The sequence below is a fragment of the Kitasatospora sp. NPDC015120 genome (assembly GCF_043080305.1).
Classification (GTDB): Bacteria; Actinomycetota; Actinomycetes; order Streptomycetales; family Streptomycetaceae; genus Kitasatospora.
The window spans coordinates 23,804-37,016 of record NZ_JBIBVJ010000011.1 but is presented as its reverse complement, the minus strand read 5'-3'; the positions used below and the strand labels follow the sequence as shown (position 1 = coordinate 37,016).

Annotated in this window: 12 protein-coding genes and 1 tRNA gene; 7 read left to right on the top strand and 6 right to left on the bottom strand. The window is 72.6% G+C overall.

Going from position 1 to position 13,213, the window contains the following annotated elements:
* The first annotated feature begins 34 nt into the window (after positions 1-34).
* The 5 genes from ACF1AK_RS23460 (at position 35) to ACF1AK_RS23440 (ending at position 5,282) form a co-directional block, all read left to right on the top strand.
* Positions 35-1,390: a VWA domain-containing protein gene (locus ACF1AK_RS23460; protein WP_391500776.1), complete on the top strand. Its 1,356-nt coding sequence runs from the start codon at positions 35-37 to the stop codon at positions 1,388-1,390.
* 139 nt (positions 1,391-1,529) lie between these two features.
* A complete protein-coding gene (locus ACF1AK_RS23455; protein WP_391500775.1) occupies positions 1,530-2,600 on the top strand; it encodes an FHA domain-containing protein in 1,071 nt (356 codons plus the stop codon).
* Positions 2,601-2,700: 100 nt separating this feature from the next.
* The gene (locus tag ACF1AK_RS23450) at positions 2,701-3,618 is read left to right on the top strand and encodes an ABC transporter ATP-binding protein (RefSeq protein WP_391500774.1); all 918 of its coding nucleotides are present in this window, start codon (positions 2,701-2,703) and stop codon (positions 3,616-3,618) included.
* Entirely contained in the window at positions 3,615-4,760 is a 1,146-nt protein-coding gene (locus ACF1AK_RS23445) for an ABC transporter permease (protein WP_391500773.1), read from the top strand. The genes ACF1AK_RS23450 and ACF1AK_RS23445 overlap by 4 nt, the downstream gene beginning before the upstream one ends.
* Before the next feature lie 117 nt (positions 4,761-4,877).
* Positions 4,878-5,282 (top strand): globin, encoded by a 405-nt coding sequence (locus ACF1AK_RS23440; RefSeq protein ID WP_391500772.1) that lies wholly within the window; start codon positions 4,878-4,880, stop codon positions 5,280-5,282.
* Positions 5,283-5,318: 36 nt separating this feature from the next.
* Here ACF1AK_RS23440 and ACF1AK_RS23435 read toward each other — a convergent pair whose 3' ends face one another.
* The 5 genes from ACF1AK_RS23435 to ACF1AK_RS23415 all read right to left on the bottom strand — a co-directional run bounded on the left by ACF1AK_RS23435 (position 5,319) and on the right by ACF1AK_RS23415 (position 10,989).
* Positions 5,319-6,011: a hypothetical protein gene (locus ACF1AK_RS23435; protein WP_391500771.1), complete on the bottom strand. Its 693-nt coding sequence runs from the start codon at positions 6,009-6,011 to the stop codon at positions 5,319-5,321.
* A gap of 65 nt (positions 6,012-6,076) precedes the next feature.
* Positions 6,077-6,517 (bottom strand): acyl-CoA thioesterase, encoded by a 441-nt coding sequence (locus tag ACF1AK_RS23430; RefSeq protein ID WP_380287613.1) that lies wholly within the window; start codon positions 6,515-6,517, stop codon positions 6,077-6,079.
* A 114-nt stretch (positions 6,518-6,631) separates the two neighbouring features.
* Positions 6,632-8,296 carry an energy-dependent translational throttle protein EttA gene (ettA, locus tag ACF1AK_RS23425; protein WP_391500770.1) on the bottom strand — a complete coding sequence of 555 codons (1,665 nt, stop codon included), beginning with the start codon at positions 8,294-8,296 and terminating at the stop codon, positions 6,632-6,634.
* A 240-nt stretch (positions 8,297-8,536) separates the two neighbouring features.
* Entirely contained in the window at positions 8,537-10,039 is a 1,503-nt protein-coding gene (locus ACF1AK_RS23420; RefSeq protein WP_391500769.1) for a Cys-Gln thioester bond-forming surface protein, read from the bottom strand.
* A gap of 359 nt (positions 10,040-10,398) precedes the next feature.
* On the bottom strand, positions 10,399-10,989 hold the full coding sequence (locus ACF1AK_RS23415) for a single-stranded DNA-binding protein (protein WP_391500768.1): 591 nt from the start codon (positions 10,987-10,989) through the stop codon (positions 10,399-10,401).
* 646 nt (positions 10,990-11,635) lie between these two features.
* Between ACF1AK_RS23415 and ACF1AK_RS23410 the strand changes: the two genes are divergently transcribed.
* Positions 11,636-11,711, top strand: a tRNA-Arg gene (locus ACF1AK_RS23410).
* 163 nt (positions 11,712-11,874) lie between these two features.
* Here ACF1AK_RS23410 and ACF1AK_RS23405 read toward each other — a convergent pair.
* Positions 11,875-12,540, bottom strand: coding sequence for a TetR/AcrR family transcriptional regulator (locus tag ACF1AK_RS23405; protein ID WP_391500767.1), 666 nt, complete (start codon positions 12,538-12,540; stop codon positions 11,875-11,877).
* A gap of 81 nt (positions 12,541-12,621) precedes the next feature.
* Here ACF1AK_RS23405 and ACF1AK_RS23400 point away from each other — a divergent pair, with 81 nt between their 5' ends.
* Positions 12,622-13,182 carry a GNAT family N-acetyltransferase gene (locus ACF1AK_RS23400; RefSeq protein WP_391500766.1) on the top strand — a complete coding sequence of 187 codons (561 nt, stop codon included), beginning with the start codon at positions 12,622-12,624 and terminating at the stop codon, positions 13,180-13,182.
* Positions 13,183-13,213: the final 31 nt, after the last annotated feature.

Genomic DNA, 13,213 nt, shown 5'->3' with positions numbered 1-13,213 from the left:
CACCAACCGACCACCCGACGGGAGCCACCGGCCCATGGCAACACTGGCGAAGCCGAACCTGCCCAGGTTCGACGTGGAGATCTTCCAGAACGAGTACCTCGCGGACGGCGCCCGCGAGGTGAACGCCATCGTCACCGTGACCGCGACCGGCGGCGGCACCTCCGGCGGGCGGCCGCTCGGCGTCGTCGACGCGGCACCGGGCGGCGCCGGGCAGTCGGCCGCGGTGGTCCTGCTGGTGGACTGCTCCGGTTCGATGGACTACCCGTCGAGCAAGCTGCGCGGCGCCCGCGAGGCCACCGCCGCCGCCATCGACACCATCCGCGACGGCGTCGCCTTCGCCGTGGTCGCCGGCACCCACGAGGCCCGCGAGGTCTTCCCCGGCGACGGCACCCTCGCCGTCGCCTCCGCGGACACCCGGGCGCGGGCCAAGGAGTCCCTGCGCCGGCTCACCGCGGCCGGCGGCACCGCCATGGGCAGCTGGCTCACCAAGGCCGACCAGCTCTTCCTCACCCGCGCCGACATCCCGATCCGGCACGCCATCCTGCTGACCGACGGCAACAACGAGCACGAGACCGCCGCCGACCTGGAGCGCGCGATCGGCCGGGTCACCGGCCACTTCACCGCCGACTGCCGCGGCGTGGGCACCGACTGGCGGGTCGAGGAACTGCGCAAGATCGCCTCCGCGCTGCTCGGGACCGTCGACATCGTCCCCGAGCCGTCCGGCCTGGCCGAGGACTTCCGCTCGATGATGGCCGGCGCGATGGGCAAGCAGGTCGCCGACGTCGCGCTGCGGATCTGGACGCCGGCCAACGCGGTGGTCAAGTTCGTCAAGCAGGTCGCCCCCGCGCTGGAGGACCTCACCGCCCGCCGCTCCGAGGCCGGACCGCGGGCCGGCGACTACCCGACCGGCTCGTGGGGCGACGAGAGCCGCGACTACCACGTCTGCGTGGAGGTCCCCTCCGCGGCCGTCGGCAACGAGATGCTGGCCGCCCGGGTGAGCCTGGTCCTGCCGCCGTCGGTCGCCGGGGGGACGCCCGAGGTGCTGTCGCAGGGCCTGGTCAAGGCGGTCTGGACGGACGACCTCGCCTCGTCCACCCGGATCAGCCCGCAGGTCGCCCACTACACCGGACAGGCGGAGCTGGCCGCGGCCGTCCGGGAGGGCATGGAGGCGCACCGCGCCGGGGACGTCGGGCGGGCCACCGCCAGGCTCGGGGCCGCCGTGCGGATCGCGCACGAGACCGGCAACGAGGGCACCTTCCGGCTGCTGCAGAAGGTGGTGGACGTGGTGGACCCGAGGGAGGGTACCGTTCGGTTCCGTAAGAACGTGAGCGAGGCCGACTCGATGATCGTCGAGACCCGGTCGACCAAGACCGTCCGCGTGAAGAAGTGACCGCCGAAGCGCCGACCGGGCCGCGAACCGGCCGGGCTCAGCCCCGGCCGGGCTGGAATTGAGGGGGGACCTGATGCCGATCTGCCCGAGGGGCCATGAGTCGCAGGCCGAGGACTGGTGCGACTTCTGCGGTTTTCCGATGACACCGCCGCAGCCGCTGCCGCCACCGCCGCCCGGCGCGCCCGGGACCCCGGGGGCGTACGGTGCGCCCGCCGCTCCCGGCGCGCCGTACGGGGCCACGCTCCCCCCGGGCGCGATCCCGCCCCCCGGGTCCGTTCCGCCGCCCCCGCAGGGCTTCCCCGACCTCACCGAGGGCCTGTCGGTCTGCCCGATCTGCCGCAGCCCGCAGACCGGACGGTTCTGCGAGGAGTGCGGCTACGACTACGACCTCTCGGCCCCGCAGCGCGCCCCGCAGTCCTTCCCGCCCGCCCCGGTACCGCCGCCCGCGCCCGCCCCGCTGAACATCCCGGCGGCGTACGGCGGTGCTCCGCAGGCCCCGGCCGCCCCGCCGCACGGCCACCAGGCCTACCCGGGCGAGGACCCGTCGCAGCCCGCCGAGCCCTCCGGCTACGGCTACCCGCCGCCGGTCCACGCCCAGCACACCGGGGCGCCCGCCCCGCTGCCCGCTCCCGGTCAGGCCGAGCCGCGGCCCGACGGGCCGTACGGCGCGCCCCGGCCGCGCGAGGACTCCGGCCCGGTCTACGCCCAGCCCGGCCCGGCCCGGCGCGGCGACGAGTTCGGCACCTCGTTCCACCTGGCCCCGCCGGCGCCCCCGCAGGGCCCGCCCGCCGAGCCGGCGCGGACCACCTGGTTCGCGGTGATCGCGGCCGACCGCGAGTACTTCACCGCGATGATGGCCCGCAGCGGTCCGGAGGCGGCCGGCCTGTTCTTCCCGCCGTACTGCCCCGAGCGCCGGATCCCGCTGACCGGGCGCGGCCAGCTGCGGATCGGACGGCGCAGCCAGCACCGCGGCACGGTGCCGGAGATCGACCTGTCGGTCGCGCCGGAGGACCCGGGCGCCTCGCACCAGCACGCCCTGCTGGCGGAGCAGCCGGACGGCGGCTGGGTGCTGGTCGACCAGGACTCCACCAACGGCACCACCGTGAACGGCGGCGCGGAGCCGGTCGCCCCCCACACCGCGATCCCGCTGAGCGACGGCGACCGGATCCACATCGGCGCCTGGACGACGATCACCGTGCACCGCGCCTGACGGCCTGACGGCCCGTCACTCGACACCATTGTAAAAATGATCATCAAATGATGCTCAGACAACTCCCCACGACGGCCTGCCGCCCCTACCCTCAGTCGCTATGACTGCTGCAATATCCGCCGACGGAATCCGTCAGCGGTACGGGGACGTGCAGGCCGTCGACGGGGTGTCACTCACCGTCGGGACCGGCGAATTCCATGGAATCCTCGGCCCCAACGGCGCCGGGAAGACGACCACGCTGGAGATCCTGGAGGGGATCCGCAAGCCCGACGAGGGCCGGATCGAGCTGCTGGGCATGGCGCCCTGGCCGCGCAATCCCCGGCTGCTGCCGCGCATCGGCGTGCAGTTCCAGGCCTCCGCCTTCTTCAACAAGCTCACGGCGCGGGAGACCATCCGCACCTTCGGCTCCTTCTACGGCGTCGGCCCCAGGCGCGCCGACGCGATGCTGGAGCGGGTCGGCCTGACCGAGTCGGCCGGGGTGATGACCGACAAGATGTCCGGCGGCCAGGCCCAGCGGCTCTCGATCGCCTGCGCCCTGGTCCACGGCCCGGAGCTGGTGTTCCTGGACGAGCCGACCACCGGCCTCGACCCGCAGGCCCGTCGCAACCTCTGGGACCTGCTGCGCGACATCAACGCCGAGGGCCGCACCGTCGTGCTGACCACCCACTACCTGGACGAGGCCGAGGTGCTCTGCGACCGCGTCTCGGTGATGGACCGCGGCCGGATCCTGCGCACCGGGGCGCCCGCCGCGCTGGTCCGCGAGATCGACGACACCGTGCGGATCAGCGTGGAGTCCGGCCTGCTGGCCCTCGACACCGCGCGCGAGCTGTTCACCGCCGCCGGGGCGGAGATCACCTCGCTGGAGGACGACGGCGTCTCGCTGTCGCTGTCCACCCGCCTGCCCGCGCCGGTGCTCGCCGTGCTCGCCGAGCAGGGCGCGCTGCGCGGCCTGGAGGTCCGCGGCGCCACCCTGGAGGACGTCTTCCTCCAGCTCACCGGACGGGAGTACCGCGCATGAGCGCCGAGCCGGCCACGGCCGACCCCGCCGCCCCCGCACCGGGCGGCACGCCCCGGGCGCCGGAGGAGCGCGAGCGGGTCTCCGCCTTCGTCAGCCTCTCCCGGGTGATGCTGGTCGCCTTCGTCCGCGACCGCAGCGCGCTGTTCTTCGTCCTGCTCTTCCCGCTGATGTTCCTGCTGCTGTTCGGCACCCTGCTCAAGGGCGCCTCCAGCCCGCACGCCAAGGTGGAGCAGGTCGGCGCCGTCCGGCTGCTGGACTCGGTCCGGGGCGAGGCCCGGGCAGGCCTGGAGCAGGTGCTGACCATCACCAGGGGCGACGACGAGGCCGCCGCCCTGGAGAAGGTCCGCAAGGGCGACCTCGACGCACTGATCAAGGAGGGGCCGGACGGCAAGGTCGTGGTGCGCTACAGCGCCGCCGACCAGGTCCGCGCCGGCTCCGTCCGGGGCATCGTCAACTCCGTCGTCCAGCAGGCCAACCAGGCCGCCAGCGGCAAGCCCCCGACGTTCGTCCTGGAGAGTTCCCAGGTCGAGGACGAGGCGCTCAAGCCGATCCAGTTCCTCACCCCCGGCCTGCTGGGCTGGGCGGTGGCCACCGGCGCGGTGTTCAGCGCCTCGCTGACCCTGGTCGGCTGGCGGAGGAAGAAGGTGCTGCGCCGGCTGCGGCTCGCCCCGGTGAGCGCCGGGTCGATCATCTCCTCCCGGGTCGCCGTCTCGGTGCTGACCGCGCTCGCCCAGACCGCGATCTTCCTGGTCGTGGCCACCACGCCGTTCTTCGGGCTGAAGCTCACCGGCGACTGGTGGCTGGTGATCCCGCTGGTGGTCTGCGCGACCATCGCCTTCATGTCGATCGGCCTGCTGGCCGGCTCGATCGCCAGGACCGAGGAGGCGGCCAACGGCCTCTCGCAGATCATCGTGCTGCCGATGTCGTTCCTGTCGGGCTCGTTCTTCCCGACCGACGACATGCCGGGCTGGCTCAAGGCGATCTCGGAGGCGCTGCCGCTGAGGCACCTGGTCACCTCGGCCCAGTCGGTGCTCTCCCGGGGCGGCGGCGTGATGGACGCGCTGCCGACCATGGGCGGGCTGCTGCTCTTCGCCGCCGTGCTGACCGGCATCTCCTGGAAGCTGTTCCGCTGGGAGGACTAGATCCCCTCCCCGGGGTCCGGCCGGGGCCGCACGCGGTGCCGCGCGGGGTCGTACGTCCGCGGACCTGGTTCCCAGGTCCCGGTGTACGGCCCCGCCGCCGTCTGCGACCATGGTCGGGTGAACGAGATCCGGCGTGACACGCTCAGCGAGGAGACCTTCTTCGAGCAGGTCGGCGGCGAGCCGACCTTCCGGCGGCTGGTCCACCGGTTCTACCAGGGCGTCGCGGAGGACGCGTTGCTCCGGCCGATGTACCCGGAGGAGGACCTCGGCCCGGCCGAGGAGCGGTTCGCGCTCTTCCTGATCCAGTACTGGGGCGGCCCGCGCACCTACAGCGAGCAGCGCGGCCACCCCCGGCTGCGGATGCGGCACGTGCCGTTCAAGGTGGACCGGGCGGCGCACGACGCCTGGCTGAAGCACATGCGGGTGGCGCTCGACGAGCTGGGCCTGCCGGAGGACGCCGAGCGCCAGCTCTGGGAGTACCTCACCTACGCCGCCGCCTCGATGATCAACACCGAGGGCTGACCGCGGCATCGCCCGCCGCGGGATCCGGGAGAGGGCTTAGCCGACCGGGCTGAGGCCGAGGCCCGCGCCGGGGGCGGCCGCCGTGCGGACCGCCACCGAGCCCGCCGGGGCGGACAGCCGCAGCCAGCCGCCGGCCCGGTGCACGGTCAGCGGGGCCTGCGGGGCCAGGAAGCCGATCACCTGGGCCGCGTGCGCGGCGCGCAGCGGCAGCTCGGGCAGCACCGTCACCGGGCGGGACCAGATCTCGTCGGCCAGCGCGTCCAGCACCGCGCGGGTGCGGTGGTGCTCCGGGACGGCCTCGCTGCGCTCGCGGAACTCCCGCACGGCGGCCGCCACTTCCAGGCGCACCCGGGCCGCGGGCGGGGCGCCGACCGGCTGCCAGCCGGTGCGCGGCGGCAGCAGCCCGGCCCAGGAGGGGCCGGTGACCGGGGCGGGCAGCGCGACGGCGTCCGCCGCCGTGTCCACGCCGTCCAGCAGCTGCCCGGCCGAGACGGTCAGGTCGAGCGGGGCTTCGAGGTGCGCCAGTCGCGCGGTGCGCACCGCCAGCGCGCCCGAACCGCCCAGCGGCAGCCGCCCGAAGACGGCCAGCACACCGCCGCCGTCCGGCCGCGGCACGCCCTGCAACCGGACCGCCGCCGCCTTGTCGAAGCGCAGCAGGCGGACCAGGAAGGCGGCCAGGTCGGCGGCCTCCCCGGTGTCGGCGAGGGGGAGGGCGGCGGTGCTGTTCAACGCTTCGGCTCACATCCGGGCAACGGACCCACGGGTCGGGCGTACGGGTTCGGGGGCGGGCGCGGTCAGACCGCGACGGCCGGCTCCTCGTCCAGGAAACGGGCCAGGAACTCCCGCTCGACCGCGCTGATCCGGCGCGGCCGGCCCTCGGCCAGGTCGTAGGGCACCACGACGGTCGACGCCCGGACGTAGACGGTCTCGGTGCCGTCCGCGGCGGTGTCCTTGATCTCGTACGAGACGGTCAGCGAGGCGCCGCCGATCCTGGTCACCCAGGTCTCGATGGTGACCGGCTCGGGCCGGTGCACCAACGGGCGCTTGTAGTCGATCTCGTGGCGGGCCACCACCGAACCGCCCGCGAACTCGCCGGCACCGGCCTCGGCGGCCTGGGTGAACATGAAGTCGATCCGGGCCTCCTCCAGGTAACGCAGGAAGACCACGTTGTTGACGTGCCCGAAGGCGTCCATGTCGGACCAGCGCAGCGGGCAGGCGTAGATGTGGCGTGCCACGGATTCTCCTCGACGTCCGGTGCCCGGCGGCGGTGCGTGCCGGTCGGGCCGCGGCCCGGCAGGCCTGCCCCCACGGGGCGGGCCTGCCGGGCCGTCGTCACTCACGACTGGGTGTCAGCCGCGGGTCAGCTTCTTGTAGGTGGCGCGGTGCGGACGGGCCGCGTCCGCGCCCAGCCGCTCGATCTTGTTCTTCTCGTAGGACTCGAAGTTGCCCTCGAACCAGAACCACTTGCTGTCGCCCTCGTAGGCGAGGATGTGGGTGGCGACCCGGTCCAGGAACCAGCGGTCGTGCGAGATGACCACGGCGCAGCCGGGGAACTCCAGCAGCGCGTTCTCCAGCGAGGAGAGGGTCTCGACGTCGAGGTCGTTGGTGGGCTCGTCGAGGAGCAGCAGGTTGCCGCCCTGCTTCAGGGTGAGCGCCAGGTTGAGGCGGTTGCGCTCACCGCCGGAGAGCACGCCGGCCGGCTTCTGCTGGTCCGGGCCCTTGAAGCCGAACGCGGAGACGTAGGCGCGCGAGGGCATCTCGACCTGGCCGACGTTGATCCAGTCCAGACCGTCGGAGACGACCTCCCAGAGGGTCTTCTTCGGGTCGATGTTGGAGCGGGTCTGGTCGACGTAGCTGATCTTGACAGTGTCACCGACCTTGACCGTGCCGCTGTCCGGGGTCTCCAGGTCCTGGAGCATCTTGAACAGGGTGGTCTTGCCGGCGCCGTTCGGGCCGATGATGCCGACGATGCCGTTGCGCGGCAGGGTGAAGCTGAGGTCGTCGATCAGGACCTTCTCGCCGAAGGCCTTGTTGAGGTTCTCCACCTCGATGACGACGTTGCCCAGGCGCGGGCCCGGCGGGATCTGGATCTCCTCGAAGTCCAGCTTCCGCATCTTGTCGGCCTCGGCGGCCATCTCCTCGTAGCGGGCCAGACGCGCCTTGGACTTGGCCTGGCGGCCCTTGGCGTTGGAACGGACCCACTCCAGCTCTTCCTTGAGCCGCTTGGCGCGCTTGGCGTCCTTCTGGCCCTCGACCTTGAGACGGGACTGCTTGGTCTCCAGGTAGGTGGAGTAGTTGCCCTCGTACGGGTAGGCGCGGCCGCGGTCGAGCTCCAGGATCCACTGGGCGACGTTGTCCAGGAAGTACCGGTCGTGGGTGACGGCGACGACGGTGCCCTTGTACTTCTCCAGGTGCTGCTCCAGCCAGTTCACCGACTCGGCGTCCAGGTGGTTGGTGGGCTCGTCGAGCAGCAGCAGGTCGGGGGCCTCCAGCAGCAGCTTGCAGAGCGCGACGCGGCGCTTCTCGCCACCGGAGAGCTTGGTGACCGGCCAGTCGCCGGGCGGGCAGCCCAGGGCGTCCATGGCCTGCTCCAGCTGGGCGTCCAGGTCCCAGGCCTCGGCGTGGTCCAGCTCCTCCTGGAGCTTGCCCATCTCGTCGAGCAGCGCGTCCGAGTAGTCGGTCGCCATCTGCTCGGCGATCTCGTTGAAGCGGTCGAGCTTGCCCTTGATCTCCTTGACGCCGTCCTGGACGTTCTCCAGGACCGTCTTGGACTCGTCGAGCGGGGGCTCCTGGAGGAGCATGCCGACGGTGAAGCCGGGCGAGAGGAAGGCGTCGCCGTTGGAGGGCTGCTCCAGGCCGGCCATCATCTTCAGCACGGTGGACTTACCGGCACCGTTGGGGCCCACGACGCCGATCTTCGCTCCGGGGAGGAAGCTGAGCGTCACGTCGTCAAGGATGACCTTGTCTCCGTGCGCCTTGCGCACCTTGCGCATCGTGTAGATGTATTCCGCCACGTGAGATCGCTCCGGCGTCGTCGGGAGTAATTCGGCTTGCAGCCTTCCATTGTGCCGCACCCGGCCCGGAGCCCCGAACCGCCGGGTCCCCCTCCCGGACGGCCCCGCGCGGTGCCCCGCCGGGGTGTCCCGCCCACACGACGGCCCGGCCCCCCCGCACGCGTGGTGCGGGGGGCCGGGCCGGCTGCGTCGCGGACCGCGCCACCGGAGATCGCGCTACCGGTTCACGGTCCGGGCGCCTCAGGCGGCGTTGCCACCGCGGCGGCGGCGGAGCAGGAAGACCGCGGCACCGCCGGCCACGACCAGAGCGCCGGCGACGGCGGCGATGACCGGGGTGGCGTCACTGCCACCGGTCTGGGCCAGGCCGCCGGTGGTGCCGGGAGCGGTGCTCGGCGGCGCCGGGTGGGGGGTGGCGGCGGCGGTGGTGGTGCTGACGGAGGCCGACGGGGTGGCGCTCGGTGTGACCGGCTTGGCGGTGGTGGTCGTCGGGGCCGGGCTGGTCGGCGCCGGGGTCGACGGCTTGGCGGTGGTCGGGGTGGCCGACGGGCTCGGGGTGACCACGCTGGCGGTCTTGCAGTCGAGGATGCCCTTGAAGTTCTTGGTGAAGCCGTTCGGGCCGCTCACCGTGATGTCGTAGGCGGTGTCCTCGGCGACCGGGACGAGCACGGTCTCGGTCTTGTTGGGCTGGACGGTGACGTCCTTGCCGGGCTTGACCGAGACGGCGGCGGCCTCGTCGCCGCCGTTGGTGACGGAGACCTTCACGCCGTTGGCGACGCACTCGACGACCGCGCTGCTGTCGACGAGCGGGCCCTTCGCGGCCTTCCAGGTCGCCTTGGCGGCGTCCTTGACGCTGAGCTTGGTCGAGCCGGCCAGGATCATGGTCTGGCTGTGCTTGGCCGGGGTGTAGCCCTTGCTGAGGAAGACGCGGCCGCTGGGCACGACGGTCTCGGCGGAGGCGTCCACGGTGGCCGTGCCGTCCGGAGTGCCCGCGGGCACGTCCAGGAACAGCTGGGTGTCCTTGGCGACCGGGCCGGTCAGCGCGTTGACCTCCTTGCCGTCCTTGTCGAGGAGCTTGACCTTGTCGGCGGAGTCACCGCCGACGGCGAGCTTCACCTCGTTGGCGCTGGAGTTGACCGTGAACGGGCCGAGCTTGCCGCCCGGCTTGCCGGACACCGAGTCCGGGGTGAGGCTGAGCGACGGCTTGGGCTCGGCGGCGATGCCCTTGTTCTTCTCGCTGACGAGGTAGTCGCGCAGCTGCTTGGCCTCGGCGTCGACCGGGGTGGCGTTCTTGCCGTCGGAGAACTTCCAGATCGCGGCCTGGGTGCCCGCGGCGGCGTCCTCCTTGGTGAGCTCGCCCTTGACGCCGGCCGCGTCGGCCAGCTTCTTGAGGTCGGTCACCTGCGGGTAGGAGTTCTCCAGGATCCAGCGGATCTTGGAGGCGTCCTCGGCCTTGTCCGGGCGGCCGAGCGAGCTCGACTTCCAGTCGGACTCCTGGTACTCGACGCCGCTCCTGGTGTCGACCGGGTGGTCGATGTCGATGCAGTACGTCTTGATCTCGCCACCGTCGGACGTCTTGAGGGTGAAGAGGCCGCCCTGGATGGAGTGGCTTCCCTCGATGGCGATCTCCTCGCTCATCAAGCTCGGCTGGATCACTGCCGTGACCGCCCCGCCGGGGGCGTCGGCCGCAGCCGCCGCACCGGCCGCGACCAGGCCCCCGGCCAGCGCAACGCTGGTCGCGAGCATGACAGTAGTGATGCGGGGAAGCGTCCGTCCCTGCCGCTGCAACATGTGGGATCCCTCCGGGCCGGGCCATGCCGATGGGCAGCCCGCCTTGCTTGCCGCGCCCCCTGTGGCGCTGCTTCACGATGTGAACCAGACGCATCCTATGAAGCGTCAGAGGCCCGGAAACCCCCATGCGAAATCAGGACGATACCGTATCCGTATCGTTATCAACGCTCCCAGTGTCTCCACAAACTGACGGCCTGCCAGAATTCCGAGATCATTCCGCTAACCGAACGGGATTGCGCGTGCGGGTCGCAACACCGTTCTCGATTCACATATTTGTCGACAGTGATACCGCCCGCCGGACACCCCGTCAGCCGCTAGGCGTCACCCCCGCTTTCCCCCTCCGCCACCGCCCCGACGCCCGCCCCCGCGGGCCGCCGGCCGCGCAGGGCGTCCACGATCCACCCGGGCACCGCCTCGCCGAACGCCGCCGACGCCCCCGCGGCCCCCTCCGGCCCGACCGCCGCACCGGCCGCCCGGCCGGGGAGCCCGCCCGCCGGTCCCCCCGCGGACCCCTCCGGGGGGACCCCCGGAGATCCGTTGCGCGCGCCCGGCGCCCAGCTGAACCTCGCCGTGCCACGGCTCAGATCGTGCCCGACCGACCGGGCGTCGATCTCGACCCGGCTGCGCCTCACCTCGCCCTCCGTCCATTCCCGCACCCTCAGCCGGCCGCTCACCACCACCGGGTCCCCCTTCGACAGCGAGTCGATCAGGTGCCCCGCCAGCGTCCGCCAGGCCGTCACCGTCATCCACTGGGTCTCGCCGTCGACCCAGCCGTCCCGCGCCCGGTCGTAGCGCCGCTCGGTCGACGCCAGCCGGAAGTTCGCGACCGGCACCCCGCCGGGGGTCTGGGCGTACGTCACCTCGGTGGCGACATTCCCGATCACCGTCACCTGGGTCTCGTTCACAGCACGCTCCGCTCTCTCGGTTGCACCGTACGGAATCGACCGGCACGGGTTGAGAGTGCGCCTTCCCCGGAAATGCACACCAGAGAGATCGGGAATCCTGTGGACAACTCGGACCTGTGGAAAAACTTTGTCGCCCGCAGGGGTGAATTTCAGCCTTTGTGCGACCATCACACCCGCACCCCACGGGTCCATGACAAGAATCTCCGGGCCGTCCCGGCGCCCCGGGACACCCCCAGGGGTGGCCCCGGGGACCGTCCGCCCACGTCATCCGACCGAACGAACCCGAATACGGCCCCCCACCCGCGTCGATGCCGGGCCTCGGCCGTGGCGCTTTCTCCGTGCCGAATCCATAACGGGTGGGCAGACAGCCCCGTAACGAGTGCACAACGTCCGGCGCGGAACACCTCCAGACCGCTGCACTCACGGCCTTCACCTGCGATTATCGGACCGCTCCACCGAGGCCGACACACCAACGGCGGTGTCGCAACACCCGGCCGAGGAACGGGACACCCTTATCCTGTCCCCGACAGGGCAGGGACCCGCCAACCCCCACACCCACCCTCAGGCACGGGAGAGGTCAGCGGGCGCCGCGCGCCCACCGCCCGATCCCGGCAACGGTCACGCCCGCCAGGGCGCCGTCCGTCCCGCCCCCATAGCTCAGCGGATAGAGCACCCGCCTTCTAAGCGGTAGGTCGCAGGTTCGAATCCTGCTGGGGGCGCCACCACGCAACAACGCGCCGTGTCCGGCGCCGCGCACTGCGCGCACCCGCTGCATTTCACGCCCGGCACCGAGCGCGCATCACCCGTGACCATCCGTGTCGTGCACGCCCCGGAAAGACCTGCGCCGGGAATTCCGCTGCCGGAAACGCCCCGGAGCGGAGCGCCCTACACCGGCGGACCGGCCGCGCCTCCGCCCGTGCCCGCGCCGGCCGCGTCCCCGCCGGCCGCCAGCCGCGCCAGGTAGCCGTCCACCAACTCCGTCTGCCGCTGCGCCGGGAACTCCGCCGGGGCGAACAGCGCCTGCACCACCAGCCCCAGCACGAAGGCCTGCGCCGCCGCCGCGACCTCGGCCGCCGGCGGACCGGCCGGCAGTTCGCCGAGCCGCCGGGCGGCCTCGACGCACTCCGCCAGCACCCCGCGCGACCGCGCGTACCGCGCCGCGTGGGCCCCGGCGAGTTCCGGATCGGCCAGCGCGACGTCCCAGGACCCCACCCAGATCCGGTTGCCCGCCCGGCCCGGCGCGTCCAGCGGCAGCACGTCCAGCAGCGCGGCCCGCAGCCGGACCAGCCCCTCCGGCGGCGGCGGTCCGCCGTCGGCCGGCGCGAGCCGCCGCGGCCGGGCCAGCGAGCGCCGGTCCAGGACGTCCAGCGCGTGGGCGACCAAGGCCTTCTTGCTGGGGAAGTAATGCGTCAGCAGTCCGGTGCTGGCCCCCATCTCGGCGGCCACCGCACGCAGCGTGAGCCCCTCGAAACCCCGGGTGGACAGCACCCGCCAGACCGCCTCGGAGACTTCGGTTCGGCGGGCTTCATGATCTCCACGGGCCGGTGTCATGGGGTTATCTTACGTACCAAACGTTTGTTACGGACGGCCGCAGACCGCCCGCCCCGCCCCTCGTCGCGAAAGGCACCGCCCATGTTCGCCGTCCCCCTCGCCGAGAACGCCGAGCTCCGCCCGCTGGAGCCCTGGCAGGCGCCCGAGTACCTGGAGCACATCGAACGCGGCCGCGCCCACATCGACGCCTGGATCGGCTGGGCCGCCCTCGCCACCGACCTCGACTCGGCCCGCGAGGTCCTGCAGCGCTACGCGGACCGGCAGGCCGCCGACACCGCCCGCCTCTACGGCATCTGGCGGGACGGCACGCTGGTCGGCGGCACGATGTTCGTGCAGTTCGACGCCAGGAACGGCACCTGCGAGATCGGCGTCTGGACCGAGCCCGCCGGCCAGGGCCACGGCCTGGTCACCGCCGCCGTCCGGCACCTGGTCGACTACGCCTTCACCGTCCGCGGCATGCACCGGATCGAGTGGCACAACCGGCCGGAGAACCTCCGCAGCCGGTCGGTGGCCCAGCGCCTGGGCTTCACGCTGGAGGGCGTCCTGCGGGAGAGCTACCTGCACGGCGGCGTCCACCACGACGGCGAGGTCTGGTCGCTGCTCGCCCACGAGTGGAAGCCGCAGGGCTCCCCCGCCGCCTGACGGCACGACGGCGGGACCGGTGGACGACTCC